The following is a 25098-nucleotide window of genomic DNA, read 5'->3' as shown; positions in this document are numbered from 1 at the left end:
AGCAATGAATCATAGAGTGCATTATGAAAATTATTGCTCAGAGAATGAGTTATAAAATTGCTTTGTATGATCAACGTTTGTTTTAAAATCATAACACAAGGCGTGTAAACTTACGTCTTGTGTTACACATTAAACGACGAGCGAATATAGGTAACTGTGAAATCTGCTGGTATAAAGTTAAAAGTCCTTAGTTAAAAGTTAACACTGCAATTATGCAGTCATTTTCATGCGCGTAATTTAGGCTTAAAAGTAAAAATAGCTCATTTAATGGGTGAAATGAAAGTAACGCAGTAGTAAAAGATAAATTCATAACCTAAAAAGTAAATTTAGTGGAACGGTTGTGTTTGTTAAATTTAGATGGCTGTCTTGTTTTTGTTGATCATTGGTGTTGTTCACTCTTATTTAGGTGAAAAGTATTTATTAACTCGTTTGTTTCGAAGAGGTAACTTACCTAAATTATTAGGCAGTGATTGGTTCACGAAACGGGTTTTAAGGTTCGCTTGGCATTTAACTACGTTAGCTTGGTGGGGATTTGCTGGTATTTTGTATGTTTTATCAAACCCAAGTGTAAATATTAATAATGAAATCCTTACAATAATTGCTACTGTATTTGCTTTAAGCGGTATTGTTTCACTTTTATTTACTCGAGGTAAACACTTGTCATGGCTGTTCTTTTTTATAATAGCAGCAATAAGTTATAGTGCAGCATACAACCACTAATACGCCCTGAGCTGGACAGCAAACACAAAAATTCACTTTCCACCGCAAATTTTAACAGCGCTAATCCCTTGTTTTTCAATGCCAGCGATCTGATGACTGTCGTTTTTTATTTATAAGTGTGCTTTTCCTTGCAATAAATAATTAGCTGGGTATCACCTAAGTGACACTCTAAACTGTGTATGTAAGTTTCGATTTGCCCAATAGATCTCGGTAAGGTTAGCAAAGCGTGAGACCTCTAAGCCTTTCATTTTGTGCCTATTGCAGATACAGTAAGCCGATGGATAGAAATTAATACCGTTTTCTCAGATCTTATAGATAATTGATTTTACGACAACCTCGGAGTCAGCGTATAAAAAAATTACTTTTGGTGATCAACAAACACGATTATTTTGGCTCACATATTCGTGATCAACATAAGTATCTTCCATGATCAAGAGTGATGAGTAAATACATTAATTTATAGTACGGAATAACTATAAGTTGCTTAAAGTTAGTGCTAAAAGGTTTGTTTTTCAAGGTACGGCAATAAATTTAACTAAAGGATAAATTGTGGTAAAAAAAGTAATAGGATGTTCATTTTTGACTCTCGCTTTATTAGGCTGTGGAAATGATAAAGAGAGTAATAATAAATATTCAGGAATTTGGCATGAAGCAGGGAACCAAGAAAGCATTATTAAAATAATGAATAATGGTGATGTAATTCGATATGAATGCTCACTTAGTGGCAGCTATAGTCAAATAACTGATGATACCAGTATGAAAGTTGTTGGGAATAATTTAATTATAACTTCCAATGGTCAGACTTTCACTTTTTCTTTAGATATTAAGAATGACATTTTAACTACAACGAGTGAGACTGATGGGCCAGAATCTTTAGAGCGACTAAACTCCATTCCTGATACATGTAATGGAAATGCTATGAAAATAGTATACATATCCTCTACAGATATATACGAAGGTCAAGACACCTCTTTTACAATTGACTTGAACTATAGGTTATTGGAGCCTTCAGCTACTATGAATGTGTTCTTTTCAGGAGAAAATGATGTATATTTTTCTCCTGATGAACCCTCAATAGACATCACACAAGCTGCTAATGGGAGTAGTTCAATTACTGTGAATCATGAGCCTATAGATTTAGAAGGTGCATCGCCATATTATTTAAATGTTTTAATGCAGCCATCTGACCCTGACTCAACGGCTATTTTTGACAGGAAATTATTAACAATACATTCTAATTGATCGTAATAAATATATAAAAACACGCCCTGAGGTCGGCAGTGAGCACTAAAGCTGACTGTTCAACATTTAAATAGGATCTCGGGTATGGTTGATATATCAATTAAAATACTATAAAAAGAGTAATTCGACAAACTTGTTTGAATGCTATAAATTTTTGAGTATTTATAAAGGAACGGTATGAGAATAAAGCAAACCATAATAATAACTATACTTTCTTTTCTACTTTTGTCATGTGAATCAACAAGCACAATAAGAAAGTCATCACTCTCACTTGAAGTTAAAGAAATGACAGGAATAACTGAATATAAAAAAGGAAATTATGAACAAGCATTTAATTTGCTTAAGGAGCCCGCTGCATGGGGTTACAAAGGCTCGCAGTACGTATTAGCTTATATGTTTTTAAAAGGTCAATATGTTGAACAGTCAATTCTGCTTGGAATGGGGTGGTTAGGTGTAGCCAAAGAGGCAAATGTAAAAGAGTGGAACACAGAGTATGAATATTTTTATTCATACGCCACAGCTGAACAAAAACAAAATATAAATGAAATAGTCAATGAATACATTAAAAGGTACGGGTTAAAGGCTCAGCATGTTACTTGTCAAAAGTCTCTTAATACGTCTACAAATAAAGTTGATGTAAAATGTCATAAATATGAAAGTCTCAGCACGCTATATGAAGTTGATATGATTGAGTAGTTAACGTAGCCAAAGATAGACCTTGAGCTAAAATTCATTTTTCGCTGTAAGTTTTAATTACGATGATTTCTGACTGTATGCCCAAATCACTAACTCTGGTCTAACAGCACAAAGCAATCTAATTTCTAGACCTATTATTTATATATTTTTATGTCTTCTTAAGCGCTTAGCCTCTTTGTGAATAATTCAATTAATTTTTATCCCCAAGAGGTTATTTCTTAAAAAGTGTACTAACCGAAGTGCGGGATAAACGCACGTCCTAGCTTCTGTAACCAAGCTTTTAGTATTAAAATAACCCCAAGCTTTCTTTTTATATTTTACGCGAAATAAAAGTAATCGATTGAAGCAAAATAGGAACTAAGCTATGGTAAATCATCAACAAAAATAAATTTTAAATGAGTTGTTCTTTTACAAGCTCGTTATGTGTTTTTATCATCGCAGAATGATTTAAGGAGCCAAATTGAGAAGATCAATCGTTAGAATATTTAATCCGTCTGTAGTGAAATTATCTGGTGACATAATTGATATTGAATCTTTGGAAATTCCGAAAATAGAGAAAGAATTATTGCAAGACTTTAAAACTCGTATACTTAAATATAACTACGAGTTATGTTCTGAAAAAAATGGTATCACTGAATATACATCTACCAAGAGTAAAAGTTGGAGCTTGAAAGTAGTCGTAACGGAGAATGAAATATCCTTTACATGCCCAGAAACAAAGATGTTTAATTCATCACTTTTGTTTGAATCATTTCAAACAGCCTCTGAGCTATGTGATCACGATCGCCTTGCTTTACTCGATTGTAGTAGAGATAAGCAATGGATGAACCTAGCGCATTTACACAGATAAAAAATGAAATTGCTTGGTGCCTAAACATATAAAAGCAGGCCCTGAGGGCCACACCAAGCATTACTGCTCATCTTCCAACACTTAAAATTTAATGATAGAAATAAGATTAGAATATGAGTCAGTCCATAAAATACGCTGCTCTTTATTCAAACTAAAATAAGTGGCGCGTTTTTTAATCGAATTATCAAGATAAAAGTCTTGGTTATTGGTAACCACTACCCATTCTGCCGTATGTTCATTTTCATCATCGGAGGCGGAATAAAAATGCTGCATTTGCATGCCCGCTTTTTCAGATAAGGTGGCTACTAATGGTAATAAATCAAGGTGGTTATTAGAAATATGCAGCACCAGTAAACCGTCGTTCTCTAAGTGCTGCCAATACAGTTCAAAGGCCTCTAAGGTCAGTAAGTGAACTGGAATAGAGTCACTGGAAAATGCATCAACGATTAAAATTTGATATTGCTGGCTACCTTGTTGTTTAAGTTCGTTTTGTAATGTGATCCTCGCATCGCCCAAGCGCACAGAGACATCTGCTTTGGAGGCTGATAAGTAACTAAAATAGCGATTTGCTGCAATCTCAACATGCGGGTTTAATTCGTAAAATACATATTCATCACCCGCATTTCCGTAGCTTGCTAGTGTGCCCGTACCTAGCCCAATAATGCCAACTTTTGTAGTCTCATTCTTGAAGTGCTGCAATGCTAATGATACACCGGTATTCTCGCGGTAATAACTAGTAGGGATTGTGTTATCTGTTGATAATAACTGTGTGCCATGTGATGTAGAGCCATCAAACAGCATGCGTACTGGCTGCTCAGTGTTTGTAAAATCTTTAACCGTTAATGTGCCGTAAAAATTACGGCTCGTATATATATCTTCTTGGTTATACAGGTTATTGAGTTTTAAAAAGTATCCACCAAATAAGGTCAAAGCAATCGCAGCCATTAGCATAAGGTGCATATTGTGCTTTTTTAGTTGCTTACTTAATGAAGCCGTATTTTGATGTGAATAAACAGACCAACAAAAAAGCAGATAAACAAGTACGATTGCAATGAGAAACTCGTAGTATTGAGTAAACAAATACTCAGCAATAATGGAGGTGAATGCGCTGCCTACAACTCCACCTAGCGCCATAATTAAGTAAAACCAAGTAAGCGCGTGCTTTTTTGGTTTTAGGCTAAATAACTCACCATGGCATAGCATACAAGCAGAGAATAAAATTAAAGTATAAATAACAATTTGCGTAATAATATTAAATTGTGTGCCAATAAAAAACATCAATAATGACGCGATTGAACAACCACAAAATAAGATTAACCAGTACTTACGTACATACCATTTTTCGGTATTAAAACAAATTATATAACTAAGCAAATAAATACACAGGGGAAGTATCCATAGAAAAGGCGTTGGCGGTATATTGATAGTCATTGCGTTAGTTGTTGAGACCATCACTGTCACACTCGTAGCAGATAGCAACAACCATAACAGTATTCTACTTACCTTAATTGGTTTTTCGACGGCGGTATTTTTAGCTGTATTTTCACTGTTAGTAGTCTGTGTATTGTAAAGCCGATACCCACTTAAAAGCATAAATACTGCAAATAAGGTGTACAAGGTCGACCATATGTTTGCTTGTAATGTTGTATTAAATATTGGCTCAATAACAAATGGGTATGATAACAGTGCTAATAATGACGCTAAGTTAGACAATGAATATAGTCGATACGGCTCTTTATTAATTTCTATTGTGCTATACCATTTTTGAATTAATGGCGCTGTCGCTGACAATAAAAAATAGGGAAACCCAATACTAAGCAATAATGAAAATATGATCTCAAGCTGTGGGGTTTGCCATTCAAAAATTGTGCTTTTTGTAAATGAAGTAATGGGTAACAAAAGTAAACTAAGGGCAATTAAAGTACAGTGAATGCTCACTTGATGATTTAATTTAGATAACCGAGTTAAACAGTGTGAATATAGATAACCTAAAAGCAGGAAAAGCTGGAAAAACAGCATGCAAGCTGTCCAAATTGCCGCTCCTCCACCAAAAATTGGCAATGCCATTTTTGCTAAGATTGGCTGAATTTGAAAGAGTAAAAAAGAACTAAGAAAAATCGTAATTAAAAAAGCCATAAATAAACACTAACCCACATTAAAGTAGGCCGCTTTTAAGTTAAACAGCACTACTAATATCCATTTTATTAAAAGCATGATCATGCTAGTGAATTAAATAACTCATAAACTGCGTTATTTAATAATGGCTCACTAATTTAATGAAATGGGTATAACTCCCTGATGTATTGAGATTATTACATACTTAGCTATTCAATTAATACTTTGTTTGAAAATGGGGTAGTCGAATGAGCCTCATATAGCATTTATGCGTGTTTGATTTGATTGTCGTTAGTGTTAATCGTTACTTCACTGATAAATCATATTTAAGTACCAAAGCATCAATATACCGTGTGCGCAATGTTTGTTGCTTTTCGTGATCAGCGCCGTGGCTCAGGGCACGGTTAAGTAACTTTAATGCAGGGTGTAGTTTTATACGCTCATCTTGTGTTAAGTTTGCTTTAGTACGCAGCTCAGTTATATCGTCTACGATTAGGCGGCCTATATCGACGGCGGCCATTTCGTCGATTAATCCGTTTTGTGTTAATACGCCGTATTTACTACATAAAAACTGTTGCCATACTTGCTGCAAATGTTCTTCAAGTTCACAGCCAAACAACTCTTCGTTAAACTCAAATCCTTGTTGCGCTAATTTAGTTAAGCTTGCTGTGTACTGTTGTGCAAAATAATTAAAAGCATGGCTAGATGATTCTATTTTTTGTTTTGCTAAACCTTGCCCCCAATTAACACAACCTCGTGGGTAATAATCGTCATATTCTTCACATTCATATAACCCTGAATAGGAACTGCAACTAAGCTGGTTTTTTATACAATAACTAGGTTTTGGGAATAACCCATTTTGTTGCCAATCGCCAAGGGTGTCTTCATCGATTGCTAAAGCATGGCAAAGCTCTTCGCTATGGTAAAAGTGGGTTGCTAAAAATCGTGATAAACGCATAAAAGTGCACTCAAGGTTAAAAAATAAATATACTGTCTATTTATACAGTTGTATATTTTGGCCTATGCACCTGAATAACACAAGTTATTTAATAAATTAGTGCCCCAATACTCGGAAAATGCCCGCTTTTATGATACAAATACGGCAAGTTTTTTTAAGAATATTTTTTTATGCGCTCCCTAGAACAAATTAAGCAAGCAAGTCTTATTACAGCAATTAAAACGCCGTATCTTCGTACTGGTGAAATTGATTTAGCCACGTACGATTTTTTAGTTGAACAGCAAATAGCTGCCGGTGTTGATGGTATTGTTGTTGGTGGCACAACGGGCGAAGGCCAGTTAATGAACTGGGAAGAGCATTTAATGCTGATTGCACACAGCGTTAATAAGTACTCAGGTAAGTTGATTATAGTGGGCAATACAGGCAGCAATAATACCCGTGAGGCAGTTAAAGCCACTGAATATGGCTTTGCAAGTGGTATGGATGCTGCATTGCAAATTAACCCTTATTACGGGCGTACATCACTGGCTGGCGTAAAAGAGCACTTTAAACGTGTATTAGCGATTGGACCTGCGTTTATTTATAACGTAGCCGGTCGCACAGGGCAAGATTTAACGCCTGACATTATGGAGCCTTTAGCTCAACACGAAAACTTTATTGGTGTAAAAGAGTGTGGTGGTAATGAGCGTGTTAGCCATTATGAACAGCAAGGTATTGCATGTTGGTCTGGTAATGATGATGAAGCACATGACGCTCGCCATAAGTTTGGTGCACATGGCGTTATTTCAGTAACTTCTAATTTGATCCCTGGTTTGTTCCGAGAATTAATGGATACCCAAAACGACAATTTAAATCAATCATTACAGCCTTTGATCGACTGGTTATTCTGTGAGCCAAACCCAATAGCGATTAATACGGCATTGATGATGACAGGGGCGGTTAAACCTGTATTTAGATTACCGTATGTACCACTTAATGACGAGCAACAAACGCAGGGCGTTACTCTTATAAATGCATTATCAGTTGACGATTTTGTTGGTGATATCGCGGTACCATTAGTTACTAAGGATTTAGTGATAGGCTAAAACAGTCTATTACTGAGCTTAAAAAGTCACCCTTGGGTGACTTTTTTGTTTTAGGCTACTGCTCCAATGAGTAATTTACTCAGCTTAGCTTCTTGCTCAGCGACTTGTTCGAGCTTATTGGCTATATCGTCTAAGCTGATGTCACCCCGTTTTTTACAATATTTAACGGCATCCATAGCGAACTCTCGCCATAAGTCACCTACTAATGTTGTGTGTTCAGCGCATTGATTAAGAGCAGGGGTTTGAGTGAGCTGTGCGGCTTGCTCTAAAAAGCTCGCATACATAAATCTAAATCCAGCACCACCGGTGCCTATCTCTTCTTGCATACGCACAATGTGAGCTAGATAAAGGCGGGCATATTTAGGTGGCTTTTTATCTAACTGACGAATTTGTTTCGCCATATGACGAATGCCTTTTAGACCAAAATAAGGCAATACTAAGCCGTTCATCATTTTTGCGGTTTTTTTAATGGCTGGTTTAATAACGTGTTCAAGCTGTGTGTGAGTTGGCGTGCTGCGGATCACATACATGAGTCCTTTGGCTGCCAAAGCCCCTTTGGCGAAACGGGCATTTTTTAAATCCTCTGCAGCGCAGGTGACAGGGTGTTCAAATACAGGATCGCTGATCAAGTATTCACCTTGTTCATTTTTACCGTATACCACTAAGTTATGCGCATTAAAATGAAAACGCATATCTTCAGGGAAATAGGGCAACCAATAAACAGAACTCTGCAGGCCAACTAAGTTACCTTTGGCAAGTTCGTCATCGAGTGCTTGCATTCCTACATCTGGGTTTGAAAATTTTCGTGTTTCAAGATCAATATTTAGTTTTTTACATACCTTTTTTATGATTGTTTTTGGTGGCATGCGATAAGCAATAAGCGGCATACCACTTATTTTTACAAAAGGTAAATAAGCAAAAGTGAGGGCCGAAGCGAGGCCAAAAGCCATTGGCTCGCTCATATCAATGCCTTTACTTTGTAAAAGAGTGGCTACAACACCAGTTTCACAATGTGATGATTGCTGGTGGTTAATCGGTAAAATAATGTCAGGCATGAAGAGTTCGTTATTGTGAAGGCAATGAAAGTAAGGCGTCACGGCTAATTTTTAGCGTATCGCAATAGCGGTTTATGTTTTTATCAGACAATTTGGCAAAAATTGCGGGGCGTAAATGGCGTTTGATTTGCCATTGGAAAAAACCACTGGCGCCAGCAAGGGTCGCAATATCAAAGCGCCTTGCTAGCATATGATATGCCAGTGGTGAAATTTCACCGCGCAATGCTTGCTCAAGAGCTTGCGCGGTTTGTTCATTTAAATCATCAACAGCTAACTGGGTTGCAAAACTTTCGATTTCCCAACCAGATGATTTAACCCCTTGATAATGACCGCTATCATCTACAGCGTAAAGTAACTTGTTTTGGCCTTGGTAGCTTTTACTATTATCTTGAGGTACGTCATCTTTTTTCATAAAGTGCTCTTAACTATCGACTAACTACGGTTAATTGCATAAATGCACTTGAAAAACGCCCACTTTCTGGCACGTAACACAGTAATTTTTGACCGTCAGTCAATCGCCCTGACTTAAATAACTCGTCCAGCATAATGAAAATTGACGCAGAGCCCGTATTACCCTTTTCAGTTAAATTCGTAAACCATTTTTCAAATGGAATTTGAAAGTCGATGTTACTTAGGCCATCAAATAAACGCTCACGAAAGTAACCTGAAGAATAGTGCGGTAAGAAAAAGTCGTAATCAGTGGCCGTAAGTGCACGTTTTTTAGCTATTTTACTTAGGGCATCTTCAACAGTGTATTTTACAATGTTTTCGTTAAGTAGTTTTACATCTTGTTTGACTGATAAAATTGACTGCTGTTCTCGTTCTTTAGAGTCATAACGGGTCCAGCTTTTAAGTTGCCCATCGATTTTTTCAGCGCCAGCGTACATACACGCTTCTAGCTGATCTGCATAGGAGATAATATCAATCCAATCGATGCGCAAAGATAAACCGGTAGGATTTGCTTGGTTACTTAATAATGCAGCACCTGCACCATCAGAAAGCATCCAACGTAGAAAGTCTTTTTCAAAAGCAATTTCAGGTTTTTGATCCAGCATGTCTACTTTGTAATCACTCTCAGCACTAAAATTTCGGGAATGCATTACATTTGATGCTAATTCACTTGCAACAACGGCGCTGTGTTGGCTTTCGCCTGCTTTAACATTTAGGTAGGCGTACTTAAGTGCAGTCATACCACACAAACAAATCCCCGCAGTTGAGACAACCTCAAGGCTTGGGTTTTTAAGTTCACCATGGACCATAACACCGTGATTAGGCATGATTTGATCGGCCATTGAGGTACTTGCAACTAAACAGTCCAGTTGATCTAGTCGGGTACCATCAATTGAAAATAAACCACGTACTGCGTCTGCAGCTAAAGAGGCATTGGTATAATTATACTCGCCTGTTTGAGGGTCGATGGCGTAGTAGCGGTTTTTAATTTGATTACTACGTAAAATGACTGGTTTAGCGCGTGAGCGCTGCCCTCCAACTTCACCTAATACAACTTCCATTTCTTTATTACTAACAGCTTCATTAGGCAATACAGCATGCAAGTTGTTTATGTATACAGCATTTTCCATAACGTACAACTACTCTCCTGATGGCTCGGCAAAATAGGCTTTTTGCTTGGCAATTCTTTTTCTAGTTAAGGGGGTGATTAATTTTTTTATTATTGCAGTAATTGGTACTACAGTAATAATTAAGGTCAGCAAAAATAACACATAGATCAATAGCCCACAACTGCGCCGCGTTGAGTGCATTGGGCCAAGCGTACTGAGGATTTTACTCCAAATGCGAAAGCTGTGTTGGCCAACACGCTCACTTGCAATAAACTTTTCATTTACTTTAACGGCGCCAAGGCCTTTTAATACAGGTTGTTGTAAGTATTGTTTATCTTGCAGTGCGTGTAATGCATTTTCTATCGCAACACCAAAACGACTGGCAGCTTTAATTTCATGCTCCGCTACCCCTGCTGCAGGTACCCACGAAACTGACTTTTTCTTGCCGGAGAACATCCAAAGAGGCGTTGCTAAGAAGCTAAAACCAGTTCCACATTCATCGCTAAGCACGACATTATCGATTAAATTGGCATTTACATTTTTTAGTAGCTGCTTCATTTTTTCTTGTGCACTTAACCACATACCACGACAGCCAATGACGGTAATGACAGGTTTATTGTTAAGTAGTCGTTGTGCTTGCTCTGACTGCATAAATGATGAAATAGGTAATGATGGAGATAAAAACCAGACTTGGTAAGTTAAAATAATTAAATCATAGTCATCATGTGCAGGCTCAACGACTTCCATAGGCTGGGGAGTCATTTTTACGCATTCAGGAAATATATGAAAAAATGTCAAAAAAGGCCATGGGAATGGGAATGGGGTACTTGGTTTTAAATTCAAATAATCAACAGTTATAGCTTCATTGGCACGTAAAGGAGTGACAATTGATTCTGTAATATTAGTCAGTTGACCCGTTTGTGAATAATGAATAACGAGGACCTTGCGCATCCTTTTACCTTTCCTAACGTCCTAAAAGTTCGCTATTATACATAACTATCAAAAATCAAACCATATAAATGGATGTTTACATGATGAAAATAATGGTTATTTTAATGATGCCTATGCTGTTTTCTGGTCAGCTTTTAGCTAATTCAGACCGTATCTCGCTGGCTATTTCATTCGCTAAATTCAAACAGCAAGAAGGTAACCTTCATTATCAAGTTCTTGATTGTAATGATAGCGAGGGTTCTTGGGATACGTTGGCGGTGATCACAACACAGCAACTACCAGTGTCCGCGGCTGTACACGATGTTACGGTTGAAGATTTACCCGTGGGAAAGTATTGCGTTCGTTTTTTTCAAGATTTAAATGCTAATGGGGAACTAGATCTTGCTGCAAACTCGGTTCCGCGTGAGCCTGTAGGCTTTTCAAATAATCCAAGTTTAATGATGGGCCAACCAGAACCTGAAGATTGTGTACTCCAATTGACACAAGATGAAGCGATTAAGGTAAAAGTTAATAATAAAAGACGCCGCTAATTCGCGGCGTCTTTTATGTTTGGTATTATTTAACCTAAGGTAAGGTTAGTTAAATTGCTTTGCTATTTCTTCTAAATTAAGTGTGCCTACTTGGTAATAGGGGCCTTTTCCTTTGATATGTGCTGGGCAATGTTTGCGTAATGCACGTACTGAGCTATTTTGCGCAGCGTCTTCAATTAGTCTTTTATAGCGACCATCTGTGTTTCTTGCTAATCCTTTACATACCCACGCTAATGTATCGTATTGTTGTTTACGAGCTTGCTGGTAATTTTGCGCAAAATACTCAGCTAAAGTATCGGTTACCTGTTGTGATGCATCACTTCTTATTGCGTAATCTTGAGCTAAACGTTTTATTTCAAGAACATTACCATGAGAAATGTCTAGTAAAGCTTGTTCTTCAATACTTCGGGATTGTGTCGCTTTTTTTGGAAGGGCTTGGAGTTGCTCTAAATTAATACTGCCGATGGTGTATTGTTCAACATGACTTTTTGGAAGACGTTTATACGACTTTTTAGCGTGTTTACGTACCTTCTTATGAGCGTCACTTTTAATTACACGATAAAGTAAATCACGGTATCGGGCACTATTAGACTCCCCAAGCGCTCTACATGCCCATGCTATTGAGTCTAGCTGATAATCAGGTGCGCTAAGGTAATTTTGTGCAACAAACTCTGCGAGTACATCAAGCACTTGCGTATTTGAAATATTGTTTGCAACTATAGATTGTGCTGCCATTGTCAGCTGGCTTAAATCACCTGATATTAGGCGATCGTAATCACGTTGCTCAGTGGAAGTTAAAGCAAAGGCAGAACTTGATAATGTAACTAAACTTAATCCTATTAATAACGACTTTAATGAAAACATAATCATTCCTTGTTTAAAAGAAGAAAATGCAGATTAGATGTCATCTGCGTGGCTATAATGATAATCGCCGAAGAAGGGGACAACAAGGCCTATTTTTCATTTATGGATATAAAGTATGCTGATTTTGCTGCGAATGTTAAAATATAACAGTAAATTTTGCAGTCATAATTAAAGCTTGTTACTCTAGCGCGGTTTTGTACCACAATTGTGTTGTTTTCATGTTATATAGCCATTTATTTACGCCTTTCAAATTAGGTTCCACTACACTGAAAAATCGTGTAGTGATGGGTTCTATGCATACTAATCTAGAAGAGCTTCCTCAGGGATTTGAGCGTTTAGCCGCTTTTTATGGCGAGCGGGCACAGGGGCAAGTTGGACTAATTATCACTGGTGGAATTTCACCAAATCCAGAAGGTATTTTAGCACCAAATCGCAGTGTCTTAGATTCATCAACTGCGGTTGCACATCATCAGCTTATTACCGAGGCTGTTAAGTCCCACGGTACTAAAATTTGCATGCAAATATTGCATGCAGGACGCTATGGTTATCATCCTAAACAAGTTGCGCCTTCAGCTATCCAAGCGCCTATTAGCCCTTATACACCTGCAGAATTAACACATGAACAAATTGAAAAACAAATTGATGATTTTGTACTGTGCGCCAAGCTTGCAAAACAAGCAGGGTATGATGGTGTTGAAATTATGGGATCGGAAGGATATTTAATCAATCAGTTCATAGTCAAAGCGACTAACCATCGTGATGATCAATGGGGTGGGTGTTATGAAAACCGTATTCGTTTTGCTGTTTGCATAGTCGCGCGCGTTCGTGCTGCGCTTGGTGATGATTTTATTCTAATCTTTCGTTTATCATTACTTGATTTAGTGGCCGATGGCAGTACGTTTAACGAAGTGCTGCAATTAGCACACGCATTAGAAAGTGCAGGTGTTGATATGCTTAATTCGGGTATCGGTTGGCACGAGTCACGTATTCCTACAATTGCAACCAGTGTACCAAGAGCGCTATTTTCATCATTAAGCCAACGCCTAAAAGCTGCGGTGTCAGTGCCTGTTATTACGAGTAATCGAATTAACACACCTGAAGTTGCAGAACAATTGTTAGTGGATGGACACGCTGACTTTATCTCGATGGCGCGGCCATTTTTAGCGGATAGTCAATTTGTGGCTAAAGCCTTTGCAGGGCAAAGCGAACAAATAAATACATGCATAGCATGTAATCAGGCTTGTTTAGATAATATTTTTGTTAACTTGCCTGCTTCTTGTATTGTGAATCCACGGGCTTGCAATGAAACATTAATGCCTATAAAACCAGCCAAGATGATAAAAAATATAGCTATCGTTGGTGGCGGAGCTGCTGGTATGGCTTGTGCTATATATAGTGCGGAGCGAGGACATCAGGTTACATTATTTGAACAAACCGCCCAATTGGGCGGGCAGCTATTATTAGCAGCGAATGTACCAGGCAAAGAAGAGTTTAAAGAAACCCTGCGTTATTTTAAAAGTCGCTTAGCAAATCTCAATGTTGTAATTCATTTGCAAAACAGTGCCGATATAGCAACTTTATCTGAATTTGACCACTGTGTGATTGCCACTGGTGTTAAAGGAGCTACGCCGAATATTGAGGGAATTGAACAGTCAAACGTTGTAGGTTATCAGCAAGTACTTAATGGTGAAGTCAAACTGGGCTCAAAAGTCGCCATTATTGGTGCCGGTGGCATTGGATTTGATGTAGCGACATTTATAACTGCAAATCATATGGTTACAAACACGAAGCTGTTACCTCTTCATGAAAGTGATACGACGGATGCTGATCAATTTACTCATCAGTGGGGGATCGATCTTAGCGTTACTTACCCAGGCGGGATAAAAGATAAAGCAGGCAAATCTACAGCGGCTAATGAGGTTTACTTACTGCAGCGTAAGCTACGCAAACACGGTGCTGATTTAGGTAAAACCACAGGGTGGATCCATCGTGAGCATTTAAAGCAACAAGGTGTAAAAATGCTTGCTGCGGTGAATTATCAAAAGATAAATGCTCAAGGGCTACACTTAAGTGTGCGTAAACGTGAGCGACTATTGGACGTTGACCATATTGTTAATTGCAGTGGTCAGCAATCTGTACTCCCTGAATATCAACAACAGCTTAGCCAGTTATTGATTCCAGTTAGCTTTATTGGTGGTGCATTAAAAGCTGAAAAATTGGATTTACAACGGGCAATAGGCGAAGCGTTCTCGCTGGCACAAAGTTTATAATAAATGATAACGATGTTTAAAGTGGTCAAAAATAATAACAAGGATGTGACAATGGAGCAGGTAAAGTTATGGCGCATGTAAAACCGGTTATGTTGACGTTAGAAAACGTTAGCTTTGGTTATAAGCAAAATGCTCCTTTGAGTATCGATAACGTGTCGCTTAGTTTAATTAAAGGCAGTTGTACTGCTATTTTAGGGCCAAATGGTGCAGGTAAATCGACTTTAATTTCTTTAATGACGGGTTTATTAATGGCGCAAACAGGTGCTATAAACTACCCATTTTATAAACAGTACGGTTTGACTCAAGCAATTGCACAAAAAGTAGCTTTAGTGCCGCAAGATTTTGCGTTTTATCATGAGTTAAGTGTGTATGATAATTTAGCTTTCTTTGTTTCTATTAGCGAAAAAAACCGCCACTTACATGCCGAACAGATTGCAGCAGCTATTAAATTATGTAACCTTGAAGAGGTTGTTAATAAAACCGCAGGTACGTTATCGGGGGGATATAAACGTCGTTTAAATATTGCCATAGCTTTGAGTAAACAGCCTGATATTATCTTTTTAGATGAACCTACCGTAGGGATAGACCCATTATCTCGAGATGCAATAATTACGCTTTTACTCGATTTAAAACGCCAAGGGAAAACGTTAGTGTATACATCCCACTTATTGCATGAGGTGGCTCAGTTATGCGATGACGTGGTATTTTTACGCGGTGGAAAAGTTGTTGCCTGTGAAGCATTAAATAGCGAGAAGCTCTCTTTGAGTTTTTCTACATTTAAGCCGTTATTAAACACTCAAAGCACGCTTTTTAGTCAGCAGCTAGTGACGCTTGAAGGTAATCACTATCAGTTGGTTATTAATAATAGTGAACAACTCGGCGCTGCGTTTAGTGCACTCGGCCAATTAAGTGATGATATTAAAGCATTGTCGTTTTCAGACAATCATATTGAGCAGCTTTATCGCGACCTATTTGCGGAGCCATTATGCTAATCCATACAGTAAAAAAAGAAGCACGCTTAATTGCAAATGATCTGCATAGTTTAGCCGTGTTGTTACTGATGCCGATTTTATTTATGGTGATAATGACGATGGCAAGTAGTCAATCACAACAGAATATGCAGTCTAATTTATCGTTAAGTGTCATTGGAAAAGCCTACAGCAAACATAGCAATGTTTTAATTGAACTATTAAAAGCACAGGGTTTTATAGTGCCAAGTTCACCTATTACTCAAACTAAACAAAGCACACTGACGATTGCTCCTAAATTTGATCAGTTAATTTTAATGAGACAAGGCACGAGCCAACTAACGCTGGAAATTAGTGATGAGCTCGCGCCACAAACTCGCATGCTGATGACTGAAAAAGTAAAAGCCAGCTTAGCGCAATTAAAATTGTATCTGTATATGTTAGATACTGGTGATTTAGATGTCGATTTGCCCCTCAATGAGCAAATAAGTCAGATTATAACTGCTTCAGATGTCAGCTATTTATTAGCGCAACAATCTATCAAGGCACTCGATAACCCCGCATTAAATAGTGTGCCCGCATGGTGGGTATTTGGTATCTACTTCATTGTGCTGCCCATTTCATTGACGTTTATTAATGAACGCAATAATGGGACTTTAGTTAGGTTAAAAACTTACCCTATTAGTATGGCTCGTTACTTTTATAATAAGGCGTGTGCATATGTGTTGGTGAGTATAGTACAAGGAGGGTTACTTGCGCTGATTGGCTGTATTGTGATCCCGTATTGTTTAGATTTACCACTTTTATCTTTGCATGGGCTGCTTTATAGCATACTGACCTTTATAACCGTCAGTTGTACGGCCATCGCATTTGCCTTGCTATTGGCAAGTTTGGTATCGAGTTACGAGCAAGCAATTGTTGTAGGCGGAGGGGTAAATATTATTTTAGCCGCATTGAGTGGTTTTATGGTACCGCTGGAAATTATGCCAGATAATTTAGCCGCACTTGCTAATGGCTCGCCTATGTACTGGTCAGCGCAATTATTACGACAGCTTATGAGTGAATCGATTGATCACACTTTTTGGCAATATAGTGCATCACTTTGGGGTTTTTCATTGTTATGCTTTACTGCCGCATTATGGACATTTAATAAAAAAATGAGGAATTTGACATGGAATTAGCAGAGCTAAAACTACAATTGAAACAGTTAATCATTACTGAGTGCGATAAGGAAGATGATTTTGAACCCGCAGATATTATTGACTCAGAGCCATTGTTTGGTAGTCAATCACGTATCAATTTAGATTCACTTGATGCTCTGCAACTATCGCTTGTGCTTAAACAGCATTTTGGAATTAAAGTTGAAGGCTCAAAAGAAACGCGAAAGCATTTACAATCTATTGATACTATAGCCGATTTTATTGTTCGTGAGCGTGAAAAGTAATGACTTTACGGGATGTGTATTTAAATGCCAGCGACGTGCTATCGGCGTCATTAGGCTGTGAAAAAAGTAGCCAAATAACCACGCAAGAAGGTACGCGTGTTGGATTTAAATCATTCCGTGATGAAATTAGCTGTAATGATTTCTTTGGTATTTTGGCGCATTTTGACACCTTGCTTTTACCACTTTTTAAGAAATTACAGTTGTCAGCTGACGAACTTGCAAAAACCAGTCTATTTTTGGGATCAACATCTCTTGATATTAGTGCCGTTGAGCTCGGAGCTGAAGATACATTATGGTTATCAAAAACTGATAAAATAAGCCAAGAGCTGGTCAAGCGTTATGGTTTGAACGAGCTTGAGTTTACTTTCAGTACAGCATGTACTGCCAGTGCTAATGCTTGTTTATATGCCACACGGTTAATAGCACAAGGAAAAATTGAGCACGCACTGGTTATTGGTTGCGAGTTTTATAATCCGCTTACGGTTGAAGGATTTAAATCGTTAGATTTGATCAGCGCGACAGGATTAGCTGCATTTGCAAAAGGGCGTTCCGGGCTCATTTTAGGTGAAGGCCTTGGTGCGTTATATTTATCCTCAACACCCACTGAACAATGTAATTTGCGAGTTCTTGGTGGTGCATCATCGTGTGATACATACAGTCTAACCATGACTAAAGAAGATGGTAGCCATATAGCGCATGTGATAAATGAGTGCTTAACGCAAACAAATATTACATGTGACGATATTGATTTAATTAAAGTGCATGGCACAGCGACGCTTGGGAATGATGAAGCAGAGTGTAATGCACTCTCATCGCTATTTATTCGTGATTCATTAACTACTGACCAAATATCAGCAAAACAATTACCGCCTATCATTGCGTTTAAACCTTATACAGGCCATACCCTTGGCGCATGCGGCGCGATAGAAATTGCGCTATTTGTTAAATGTTTAGAGCTAGGAAGTTATACGCCACCAAGTTATACGCATAGTGAAGAAGAGCTAATGTGGCCGTTTTATCACGGCGCACACTTTAATAACGTGGATACTGTTTTGTTTAATTACTTTGGTTTTGGCGGTAATAATGCTGCATTAGTATTACAGCGTTACAAGGGTTAACGAATGAAAGAATTAGCAACGAGTCATATTAGCTTTGAAAAGAGTTTAGATATAAAAAGCTTACGACAACAAGTAAAGCAAGAAACCGGTTTAGTTGTACGTAGAATGGATGCGTTTACATTAATTGCTTTACTTGCTGTTTATCGAGCTAAAGGTGACATCCAGCTCAGTAAACGTTGTGGTTTATATAGTTGCGCTGATTATTTTTCAAGCGAACTAATGCAGTCAATGCTACGAGATATGCACAACGCGCACGCTATAAAACCATTAAGCTTTGTTGCAAGTGTGGGTAATGCAGCTAATTATTACCTTGCAAATACATTTGGGATAGATGGCCCCAATATATTTTTAGGCAGCAGTGAGCAGGCGATGGTCAAAAACCAGGTATTAGCTGAAGCTGATATGGGTTCAAACTTAATCGATCACGGTGTAGTCGTCGTGTGGCAAGAAGACGAGAAAGTACGCCAATGTTGGGTTAAAATCATAGAAAATGATGGTTTTTCCAGCTAACGCGAACGTTTCTGCGGGTTTTCCTTGAATCAGCGGTAGCACAACTGTAGAATTTAGCCTCTTTTTGTCACCACCTTTGTAATAAGGACTGTTACGTTGAAATTTGCCATAAAAAAATGTATCGCTTGGGGCGATGGTAAAACTTGCCTTGAAGATTGGCAGGCTTTTGCAAACAACGTCAGTATACAGGCGCAAACGTTAACTCTTCCTGAATTAAAACAGATACCTGCAATGCAGCGTCGACGCTTAAGTGCGTTTGCCAAACTGACATTACACTGCGCTTTAACTGCAAGTGATACGTATCAACATGAAATTCCCAGTGTTTTTTCGTCTCGTCATGGTGACTTACACAAAACAAGTAAATTAATAGCAGATGTCGCGAGTAAAGAAGCACTTTCGCCAACGCACTTTGGCCTATCAGTCCATAATGCTGTGGGTGGTTTGTTTAGTATTTACACAGGTAATAAAGCCCCGTTAAGCGCTGTATCTGCGGGTGAAGATAGCTTTTTTATGGGCTTAGTAGATGCAGTTGCTAAACTACATACCCGTAAATATAAACGTATTTTATACGTATACAGTGATCAAGCCGTCCCTGAGCATTATCAGAATTACGTACAGCAACACGCTGATAATATTGCCGTCGGCTTATTAATTGAAGCTAGCGATAGTGTCGATAATTATAGTATTGAATGTGTTGGCCATGATAATGTGCAATCAGCCGAAAACCTACAACTACAGGCGCTGGATTTTTTAAAGTTTTACTTCTCACAACAGCAACAACTTTCTACTTGTTCTAAACGTTATAAGTGGCAGTTAACGCGTTCATGAAAGCAAAATTGATAAAAATATATCGCGTATTTGCCACAGGCAGTGCGTTTGCCTTATTTAGTGGCGGTGGTTTGGTGCTGTCTATTTTGGTGTTTTCAATCCAACGGTTAATTTATCGTGATATCAATCAGCGTAATCAAGCCGCACGCACTGCGGTACATTACTCATTTAAGTTTTTTGTAGGTTATATGCGCTTAGTCGGCATACTACGATTAGACATCGATAAGCTTGATGAAATAAAACACGCGAAAGGACAGTTGATTATTGCTAATCACCCATCCTTAATTGATGTGGTTGTGCTCATTTCTATTGTACGTCATGCTGATTGCGTGGTTAAAGCTGATTTATGGAAAAACCCTTTTCTCAAAGGCGTTGTTAAAGCCACCGGTTATATAAATAATGATGCAGATCCTGATTATTTTTTAGGGCAATGCCAACAAAGTTTTGCTCGCGGTAACAATCTTATTGTATTCCCTGAAGGGACGAGAAGTACCCCTGGAAATACATGGAAATTTAAACGTGGCGCAGCCAATATCGCGCTTCGTACTGAAGTAGATATGTTGCCAGTACTGATAGATGTCAGTCCAGTCACATTAACGAAAGGTCAAAAATGGTATCAGGTTACTGATCGCCGTTTTACTTTCAAAATGCGTGTACTGCCCCCTTATTTAATTGAACCTTATTTACACGGCGAACAATTATCTAATAGCGTCAGGCAGTTAACGCGTGATTTACAAGCTTATTTTAACGAGGAAAAATCAAAACATGAGTGATTTAAGCACTGAAGTAAAACAACTTATCATCGAAACGTTAGATCTTGAAGATATTGAAGCAACAGATATTAACGACGAAGAAGCATTATTTGTTGATGGCTTAGGACTAGATTCAATTGATGCATTGGAATTAGGTGTAGCTATTAAAAAAGCATACGATGTGAAAATCGATGGCAATACCGATGATAGTAAAAAACATTTTTACTCGGTTAAAACCTTGTGTGATTTTATTGCCTCAACACGGGCATAATTTATTGCAGTTCTAAAACTGTATTGTTTGGAAGTAACTATGAGTAATGAAAACATGAATAACGGTGATAAAATTTTCGCAATGTTAAGCGAAATTCTGCAAGAATATTTTGAAATTGACGCAGAAGACATTACCCGCACCGCAAACTTATATGAAGATTTAGATCTTGATAGTATTGATGCCGTTGATTTAGTAGTAAAACTACGTGAGCAAACAGGTAAAAAAATCGAACCTAACGATTTTAAACAAGTGCGTACTGTGCAAGATGTGATTGATGCTGTAGAAAAGCTAATGATAGCAGACGCTTAATGAAAAAAGCGCTACTGGCTGGGTTGCTGTTATTATACCCCTTAGTGGTGTATTTTGGTCTGCAATTTAGTGAGCCTGCATTGGTTGGCGGGGTGTTTGCAGTGGTATTACTGCTGCGACACTGGTTAGTAAAGGATAGCAAAGCAACAATCCCGCATTTTCATGTAATGACAATTAGTGGGCTTGGATTATTATTATTTGCCACGTTTGCCAATTCAGAATTAGCACTTAAGTTTTATCCCGTGGTGATCAATAGCTGCTTTTTAGCTGTATTTGCTTATTCACTTTATAAGCCACCAAGCGTTGTAGAAATTATTGCAGGAAAATTCGAAACCCTTGATGCACATGGCAAGAAGTATACGCGTGCAGTGACGAAAGTGTGGTGTGGCTTTTTTATCATTAACGGTGTGATCGCTACCGCAACGGTGTTTCACCCAGATCCGAAAGTATGGTTAACCTACAATGGTTTGATCTCGTATCTGTTAATGGGATTAGTCATGGCAATAGAATTAATAATAAGAAAATGGCAAAAGGCAAAAAATAAAGCAAATGAAATGGCCGACTAATAACTCCTATTTTTATGGTGAGAATCATGATTTCGCGATGTGGCAGCAACAGGTAATTGCACACGCTGAACAGTTTTCTGCGCAATCGGCACAAACCTGGCTGTTGTTTGATGCTGATAGTTATCAATTTAGTGTACTATTTTTTGCATTGTTGGTGGCAGATAAGTCGATTGTTTTACCGCAAAATGGCCAGCCAGAACAGCTTACACAATGCCTTAACCATGCTGATGAATTTACAGGAGATACACGTTTAGCACCTGCTAAAGTAACATTTTCTGGAGAAATAAAGAGTAAGCATATTGCTGATATTGAAATTAATGAAGACACTGTAATTCGTTTCTTTACTTCAGGATCATCAGGTAAGCCAAAAGCGATAGATAAGACCTTCAAGCAGTTGATACAAGAAGTGGATGTACTGCAAGCCCAGTTTGGCGAAACACTTAAAGATACTGTGATTGTAGCAACGGTATCACACCAACATATATATGGCTTATTATTTAAATTACTTTGGCCGTTATATTCAGGCCGAGATGTTTGTTTAAAAAGCTTTGAATACCCTGAGCACTTGCTTCACTTTATTGAACTTAATGGTAAAAGCGCAGATGTACAGGATTTTACTTTAATTAGCAGCCCCGCTTATTATCATCGTTTAGTACAAGACAATGTGCTTATACCCGTAAAAGAGAAATTGCGTAGTTGCTTTTCATCAGGTGGGCCTTTGCAAAGTGGTGCTGCGCAACTGTTACAAGAACAATTAACGCATGCGCCTATTGAAGTGCTCGGCAGTACCGAAACAGGAGGTATTGCTTGGCGGCAACAAAGTTTATCATCAATATGGCAAGCATTTAGCCCAATAAAAATAAAGCGTGATGATTTACAGCAGTTAATTATTTCATCACCTTATGTGGATGGCGGACAGTGGTATAAAACGGATGATCGAGTGGAGTTACTTGATAGTGGCCACTTTAATTTATTAGGCCGCGCTGACCGAGTTGTCAAAATTGAAGAAAAACGCTGTTCTTTAGATGAGATCACGCAACGCATTAATGAATATCAGTGGGTTGATGAATGCTATATATTGCTGCTTGAAAATACCCAACAACAAAAACGTAGTGAAATTGGTGCGGTGTTAGTGTTAACCGAACAAGGTGAAATTGCATTAGCAGAGCAAGGTAAGTTTAAATTTTCGCAGGCTTTAAAAAATCATTTAAAGGCCTTTTTTGAGCCACTAGTGATCCCGCGCAAGTTTCGCTATTTATCAGTTTTGCCTTACAACACACAAGGCAAACTTGAGAAAACGCAATTGGAGAAGTTGTTTGACTGATTTTGTATACAAACCGATTTGTGACGTAATAGAGCAAAGCCCTGAGCATGTGCAATTGCGTTTATTAATTCCTGAAAATTTATATTATTTTCAAGGTCACTTTACTCAAGCTGCTATTTTGCCAGGTGTTGCACAACTTGACTGGGTAATGCATTACTTAAACAAATATTTAAATGTAGATCCCCAAAAAGTGATCTCGGTTGATGCGTTGAAATTTCAAATTATTGTGCAGCCTAATTATCAAGTAGATTTACTACTTAAAAAAATGAAAGACACTAAATATAGCTTCAGTTACAGCTCAGAGCATGGCCAACATGCATCTGGTAAAGTTGTCCTTGCTGATGAATAAGAGTAACTGATAATGCCAAGCCAATATGGATTTGTGATCCCTAATTACAATCACGATTTAGTGATCCTCGATACGATCATTGCTTTAGCTAATTTTAAGTTGCCGATTATCTTGGTTGATGATGGAAGCAATGAAAAAACTCAGCGAATTCTTGAGCAAATTGATGCCCAGTTTGCGTTAGTAACTTTAGTACGCCGCACCGAAAATGGCGGTAAAGGGGCTGCAGTGCAAACCGGCTTAGCGCATGCGTATGAAGCTGGTTGGAGCCACGCAATCCAAGTTGATGCCGATGGCCAGCATGACTTAAATGATGTTGAACAGCTCATTGTTCGCTCGAAATTTCAGCCAAATGCATTGGTAAGTGGGCAGCCTATATACGATGAGTCTATTTCAAAAGGGCGCTACTATGGACGTTTTATTACTCACTTTTGGGTCTATATAGAAACTTTATCCTTTGCGCTCAAAGATACTATGTGTGGTTTTCGTATTTACCCACTCGCTGCCTATAGTCAGCTTATCAGTAGCACTAAGCTGGGGTATAAAATGGATTTTGACATAGAGGTGATGGTCAAACTGTTTTGGCAAGGCACACCGGTTGAATTTATTAAAACCAAGGTTCATTACCCTGAAAATGGCGTATCTCATTTTAATGTGTGGGACGATAACGTGTTGATTTCAAAAATGCACACGCGCTTGGTATGTGGCATGCTATGGCGTTTACCGCGATTAATAGCAAATAAATTTAAATAGGGATTATGCGTGTCTGAGCAAACAAAAATACCACAGAACAAAACGGAAAAACCATTTCATTGGTCACAGCTTAAAGAGCGTGGTTCAATGTTTGGTATTGAAGTACTGGTATTTATTTATAAAGTATTTGGTAAATGGCTGTTTAAAATTGTTTTAACACCCGTTATGTTTTATTTCTATGTCACAGGGCGTTTATCACGCCAAGCCATTTGGCATTATCTTGATAATCTCAATACCAGTATGGGTGAAAATAAACGCACTGGCTGGGCACGCTTTAAGCAAGGCTTTAAACTGTATTTTTCATTTGGAATGGCAATTTTAGATAAGTTTGATGCATGGCTTGGCAAAGTGAACATTAAAGACTTGGAAATAGCCACACCAGAAGGTTATCAGCAATTACTTGACGCTAAAGGTGCCGTGATTTTTAGTGCGCACTTAGGGAATATGGAAATTTGCCGTGCTATTTTCAGTATGGGGGATAATAAACGTCCACTCAATGTGATTACATATAACGAGCATACTCCATCATTCAACAACTTTTTGAAAAAAGTAAACCAAGATGCAGCAATTAATTTTATTCATATCAATAACTTTGGTCCAGATGATACAATTAAGTTAAAGCAAAAATTAGATGACGGTGAAGCGGTTATTATTTTTGCAGACCGTACTTCAGTTAATAATCCTAACAGTGTGCATCATGCTCCATTTTTAGGTGAAGAAGCCCCGTTTGCGGTGGGTCCTTTTGCATTAGCAAATATCATGGAATGCCCAGTGTTCTTAATGTTTTGTATTAACGAACAAGGGCGCTATAAAACGTATATAGAGAAGTTTGCTGACCCCATTAAAGTTAAACGTAAAGAGCGTCAAGCCTACTTTCAATCGATGGCGACTAAGTTCGCACAGCGTTTAGAGTTTTATTGTAAAAAAGCACCGTATCAATGGTACAATTTTTTTAATTTTTGGCAAAAAGCCACCGACAAAGATTCAAAGCCTAGCTAAATATCTGGAGAATGA

The 25098-nt window shown here is 38.1% G+C and carries 28 protein-coding genes; 21 read left to right on the top strand and 7 right to left on the bottom strand.

What is annotated here, in order from left to right; translation table 11 throughout:
* Nucleotides 1–372 precede the first annotated feature (372 nt).
* From A7967_RS07935 to A7967_RS07920, 4 genes are all read left to right on the top strand, one after another.
* Nucleotides 373–720, top strand: a complete 348-nt coding sequence (locus A7967_RS07935) for a hypothetical protein (RefSeq protein WP_231658974.1) — start codon at nucleotides 373–375, stop codon at nucleotides 718–720.
* 549 nt (nucleotides 721–1269) lie between these two features.
* Entirely contained in the window at nucleotides 1270–1962 is a 693-nt protein-coding gene (locus A7967_RS07930; protein WP_054203857.1) for a hypothetical protein, read from the top strand.
* 177 nt (nucleotides 1963–2139) lie between these two features.
* Entirely contained in the window at nucleotides 2140–2658 is a 519-nt protein-coding gene (locus A7967_RS07925) for an SEL1-like repeat protein (RefSeq protein ID WP_054203856.1), read from the top strand.
* 460 nt (nucleotides 2659–3118) lie between these two features.
* Complete coding sequence (locus A7967_RS07920; RefSeq protein ID WP_054203855.1) at nucleotides 3119–3508, top strand: hypothetical protein; 390 nt, start codon at nucleotides 3119–3121, stop codon at nucleotides 3506–3508.
* Nucleotides 3509–3589: 81 nt separating this feature from the next.
* Here A7967_RS07920 and A7967_RS07915 read toward each other — a convergent pair whose 3' ends face one another.
* Together A7967_RS07915 and A7967_RS07910 are read right to left on the bottom strand one after the other, a co-directional pair.
* Complete coding sequence (locus A7967_RS07915; RefSeq protein ID WP_054203854.1) at nucleotides 3590–5644, bottom strand: fused MFS/spermidine synthase; 2055 nt, start codon at nucleotides 5642–5644, stop codon at nucleotides 3590–3592.
* Nucleotides 5645–5927: 283 nt separating this feature from the next.
* Nucleotides 5928–6581: a DUF6058 family natural product biosynthesis protein gene (locus tag A7967_RS07910; protein ID WP_054203853.1), complete on the bottom strand. Its 654-nt coding sequence runs from the start codon at nucleotides 6579–6581 to the stop codon at nucleotides 5928–5930.
* Nucleotides 6582–6751: 170 nt separating this feature from the next.
* On the opposite strand from A7967_RS07910, the gene dapA reads away from it, so the two are divergent.
* On the top strand, nucleotides 6752–7666 hold the full coding sequence (gene dapA, locus A7967_RS07905; protein ID WP_054203852.1) for a 4-hydroxy-tetrahydrodipicolinate synthase: 915 nt from the start codon (nucleotides 6752–6754) through the stop codon (nucleotides 7664–7666).
* 50 nt (nucleotides 7667–7716) lie between these two features.
* Here dapA and darH read toward each other — a convergent pair whose 3' ends face one another.
* From darH to A7967_RS07885, 4 genes are read right to left on the bottom strand one after another with little or no spacing between them, the layout of a single operon-like run.
* Nucleotides 7717–8721 (bottom strand): BtrH-related acyltransferase DarH, encoded by a 1005-nt coding sequence (gene darH, locus A7967_RS07900; RefSeq protein ID WP_054203851.1) that lies wholly within the window; start codon nucleotides 8719–8721, stop codon nucleotides 7717–7719.
* A gap of 10 nt (nucleotides 8722–8731) precedes the next feature.
* Entirely contained in the window at nucleotides 8732–9133 is a 402-nt protein-coding gene (locus tag A7967_RS07895; RefSeq protein WP_054203850.1) for a DarG family dialkylresorcinol biosynthesis protein, read from the bottom strand.
* A 13-nt stretch (nucleotides 9134–9146) separates the two neighbouring features.
* The gene (locus A7967_RS07890; RefSeq protein ID WP_054203849.1) at nucleotides 9147–10301 is read right to left on the bottom strand and encodes a beta-ketoacyl-ACP synthase III; all 1155 of its coding nucleotides are present in this window, start codon (nucleotides 10299–10301) and stop codon (nucleotides 9147–9149) included.
* Between the two features lie 9 nt (nucleotides 10302–10310).
* A complete protein-coding gene (locus tag A7967_RS07885) occupies nucleotides 10311–11231 on the bottom strand; it encodes a hypothetical protein (RefSeq protein ID WP_054203848.1) in 921 nt (306 codons plus the stop codon).
* A gap of 80 nt (nucleotides 11232–11311) precedes the next feature.
* Between A7967_RS07885 and A7967_RS07880 the strand changes: the two genes are divergently transcribed.
* Nucleotides 11312–11761, top strand: coding sequence for a DUF2141 domain-containing protein (locus A7967_RS07880; RefSeq protein WP_054203847.1), 450 nt, complete (start codon nucleotides 11312–11314; stop codon nucleotides 11759–11761).
* Nucleotides 11762–11806: 45 nt separating this feature from the next.
* Here the strand turns inward: A7967_RS07880 and A7967_RS07875 are convergent, their stop codons facing one another.
* Nucleotides 11807–12625 (bottom strand): hypothetical protein, encoded by an 819-nt coding sequence (locus tag A7967_RS07875; RefSeq protein WP_054203846.1) that lies wholly within the window; start codon nucleotides 12623–12625, stop codon nucleotides 11807–11809.
* A 218-nt stretch (nucleotides 12626–12843) separates the two neighbouring features.
* Here A7967_RS07875 and A7967_RS07870 point away from each other — a divergent pair, with 218 nt between their 5' ends.
* The 15 genes from A7967_RS07870 to A7967_RS07800 all read left to right on the top strand — a co-directional run bounded on the left by A7967_RS07870 (nucleotide 12844) and on the right by A7967_RS07800 (nucleotide 25083).
* On the top strand, nucleotides 12844–14895 hold the full coding sequence (locus A7967_RS07870) for an NADPH-dependent 2,4-dienoyl-CoA reductase (RefSeq protein ID WP_054203845.1): 2052 nt from the start codon (nucleotides 12844–12846) through the stop codon (nucleotides 14893–14895).
* A gap of 68 nt (nucleotides 14896–14963) precedes the next feature.
* Nucleotides 14964–15887, top strand: coding sequence for an ABC transporter ATP-binding protein (locus A7967_RS07865; RefSeq protein ID WP_054454714.1), 924 nt, complete (start codon nucleotides 14964–14966; stop codon nucleotides 15885–15887).
* A complete protein-coding gene (locus A7967_RS07860; protein WP_054203843.1) occupies nucleotides 15881–17044 on the top strand; it encodes an ABC transporter permease in 1164 nt (387 codons plus the stop codon). Before A7967_RS07865 ends, A7967_RS07860 begins: the two co-directional genes overlap by 7 nt.
* Nucleotides 17035–17307, top strand: coding sequence for an acyl carrier protein (locus A7967_RS07855; RefSeq protein WP_054203842.1), 273 nt, complete (start codon nucleotides 17035–17037; stop codon nucleotides 17305–17307). Before A7967_RS07860 ends, A7967_RS07855 begins: the two co-directional genes overlap by 10 nt.
* On the top strand, nucleotides 17307–18425 hold the full coding sequence (locus tag A7967_RS07850; RefSeq protein WP_054203841.1) for a beta-ketoacyl synthase N-terminal-like domain-containing protein: 1119 nt from the start codon (nucleotides 17307–17309) through the stop codon (nucleotides 18423–18425). Before A7967_RS07855 ends, A7967_RS07850 begins: the two co-directional genes overlap by 1 nt.
* 3 nt (nucleotides 18426–18428) lie before the next feature.
* Nucleotides 18429–18935, top strand: a complete 507-nt coding sequence (locus A7967_RS07845) for a hypothetical protein (protein ID WP_054203840.1) — start codon at nucleotides 18429–18431, stop codon at nucleotides 18933–18935.
* A 96-nt stretch (nucleotides 18936–19031) separates the two neighbouring features.
* The gene (locus A7967_RS07840) at nucleotides 19032–19763 is read left to right on the top strand and encodes a beta-ketoacyl synthase chain length factor (RefSeq protein ID WP_054203839.1); all 732 of its coding nucleotides are present in this window, start codon (nucleotides 19032–19034) and stop codon (nucleotides 19761–19763) included.
* Nucleotides 19760–20536 carry a lysophospholipid acyltransferase family protein gene (locus tag A7967_RS07835; RefSeq protein WP_054203838.1) on the top strand — a complete coding sequence of 259 codons (777 nt, stop codon included), beginning with the start codon at nucleotides 19760–19762 and terminating at the stop codon, nucleotides 20534–20536. Before A7967_RS07840 ends, A7967_RS07835 begins: the two co-directional genes overlap by 4 nt.
* The gene (locus tag A7967_RS07830) at nucleotides 20529–20786 is read left to right on the top strand and encodes a phosphopantetheine-binding protein (RefSeq protein WP_054203837.1); all 258 of its coding nucleotides are present in this window, start codon (nucleotides 20529–20531) and stop codon (nucleotides 20784–20786) included. The genes A7967_RS07835 and A7967_RS07830 overlap by 8 nt, the downstream gene beginning before the upstream one ends.
* Nucleotides 20787–20840: 54 nt before the next feature.
* Entirely contained in the window at nucleotides 20841–21095 is a 255-nt protein-coding gene (locus tag A7967_RS07825; RefSeq protein WP_054203898.1) for an acyl carrier protein, read from the top strand.
* Nucleotides 21095–21661, top strand: a complete 567-nt coding sequence (locus tag A7967_RS07820) for a COG4648 family protein (protein WP_054203836.1) — start codon at nucleotides 21095–21097, stop codon at nucleotides 21659–21661. Before A7967_RS07825 ends, A7967_RS07820 begins: the two co-directional genes overlap by 1 nt.
* The gene (locus tag A7967_RS07815) at nucleotides 21645–22985 is read left to right on the top strand and encodes an AMP-binding protein (RefSeq protein ID WP_054203835.1); all 1341 of its coding nucleotides are present in this window, start codon (nucleotides 21645–21647) and stop codon (nucleotides 22983–22985) included. The genes A7967_RS07820 and A7967_RS07815 overlap by 17 nt, the downstream gene beginning before the upstream one ends.
* Nucleotides 22978–23334, top strand: coding sequence for an ApeI family dehydratase (locus A7967_RS07810; protein ID WP_054203834.1), 357 nt, complete (start codon nucleotides 22978–22980; stop codon nucleotides 23332–23334). The genes A7967_RS07815 and A7967_RS07810 overlap by 8 nt, the downstream gene beginning before the upstream one ends.
* A 12-nt stretch (nucleotides 23335–23346) precedes the next feature.
* On the top strand, nucleotides 23347–24084 hold the full coding sequence (locus A7967_RS07805) for a glycosyltransferase family 2 protein (RefSeq protein ID WP_054203833.1): 738 nt from the start codon (nucleotides 23347–23349) through the stop codon (nucleotides 24082–24084).
* A 9-nt stretch (nucleotides 24085–24093) separates the two neighbouring features.
* A complete protein-coding gene (locus tag A7967_RS07800; RefSeq protein ID WP_054203832.1) occupies nucleotides 24094–25083 on the top strand; it encodes a lysophospholipid acyltransferase family protein in 990 nt (329 codons plus the stop codon).
* Nucleotides 25084–25098: the final 15 nt, after the last annotated feature.

The organism is Pseudoalteromonas neustonica (genome assembly GCF_001653135.1).
GTDB lineage: Bacteria > Pseudomonadota > Gammaproteobacteria > Enterobacterales > Alteromonadaceae > Pseudoalteromonas > Pseudoalteromonas neustonica.
Note: the sequence above shows the minus strand (reverse complement) of the source record. Positions and strands in the feature narration are given on the sequence as shown.

Coding starts and splice junctions, on each gene's coding strand:
- A7967_RS07925 (WP_054203856.1), top strand. CDS start 2,140: ATGAGAATAAAGCAAACCATAATAATAACTATACTTTCTTTTCTACTT.
- A7967_RS07915 (WP_054203854.1), bottom strand. CDS start 5,644: ATGGCTTTTTTAATTACGATTTTTCTTAGTTCTTTTTTACTCTTTCAA.
- A7967_RS07910 (WP_054203853.1), bottom strand. CDS start 6,581: ATGCGTTTATCACGATTTTTAGCAACCCACTTTTACCATAGCGAAGAG.
- dapA (WP_054203852.1), top strand. CDS start 6,752: ATGCGCTCCCTAGAACAAATTAAGCAAGCAAGTCTTATTACAGCAATT.
- darH (WP_054203851.1), bottom strand. CDS start 8,721: ATGCCTGACATTATTTTACCGATTAACCACCAGCAATCATCACATTGT.
- A7967_RS07895 (WP_054203850.1), bottom strand. CDS start 9,133: ATGAAAAAAGATGACGTACCTCAAGATAATAGTAAAAGCTACCAAGGC.
- A7967_RS07890 (WP_054203849.1), bottom strand. CDS start 10,301: ATGGAAAATGCTGTATACATAAACAACTTGCATGCTGTATTGCCTAAT.
- A7967_RS07885 (WP_054203848.1), bottom strand. CDS start 11,231: ATGCGCAAGGTCCTCGTTATTCATTATTCACAAACGGGTCAACTGACT.
- A7967_RS07880 (WP_054203847.1), top strand. CDS start 11,312: ATGATGAAAATAATGGTTATTTTAATGATGCCTATGCTGTTTTCTGGT.
- A7967_RS07875 (WP_054203846.1), bottom strand. CDS start 12,625: ATGTTTTCATTAAAGTCGTTATTAATAGGATTAAGTTTAGTTACATTA.
- A7967_RS07870 (WP_054203845.1), top strand. CDS start 12,844: ATGTTATATAGCCATTTATTTACGCCTTTCAAATTAGGTTCCACTACA.
- A7967_RS07865 (WP_054454714.1), top strand. CDS start 14,964: ATGGCGCATGTAAAACCGGTTATGTTGACGTTAGAAAACGTTAGCTTT.
- A7967_RS07860 (WP_054203843.1), top strand. CDS start 15,881: ATGCTAATCCATACAGTAAAAAAAGAAGCACGCTTAATTGCAAATGAT.
- A7967_RS07855 (WP_054203842.1), top strand. CDS start 17,035: ATGGAATTAGCAGAGCTAAAACTACAATTGAAACAGTTAATCATTACT.
- A7967_RS07850 (WP_054203841.1), top strand. CDS start 17,307: ATGACTTTACGGGATGTGTATTTAAATGCCAGCGACGTGCTATCGGCG.
- A7967_RS07845 (WP_054203840.1), top strand. CDS start 18,429: ATGAAAGAATTAGCAACGAGTCATATTAGCTTTGAAAAGAGTTTAGAT.
- A7967_RS07835 (WP_054203838.1), top strand. CDS start 19,760: ATGAAAGCAAAATTGATAAAAATATATCGCGTATTTGCCACAGGCAGT.
- A7967_RS07830 (WP_054203837.1), top strand. CDS start 20,529: ATGAGTGATTTAAGCACTGAAGTAAAACAACTTATCATCGAAACGTTA.
- A7967_RS07825 (WP_054203898.1), top strand. CDS start 20,841: ATGAATAACGGTGATAAAATTTTCGCAATGTTAAGCGAAATTCTGCAA.
- A7967_RS07820 (WP_054203836.1), top strand. CDS start 21,095: ATGAAAAAAGCGCTACTGGCTGGGTTGCTGTTATTATACCCCTTAGTG.
- A7967_RS07815 (WP_054203835.1), top strand. CDS start 21,645: ATGAAATGGCCGACTAATAACTCCTATTTTTATGGTGAGAATCATGAT.
- A7967_RS07805 (WP_054203833.1), top strand. CDS start 23,347: ATGCCAAGCCAATATGGATTTGTGATCCCTAATTACAATCACGATTTA.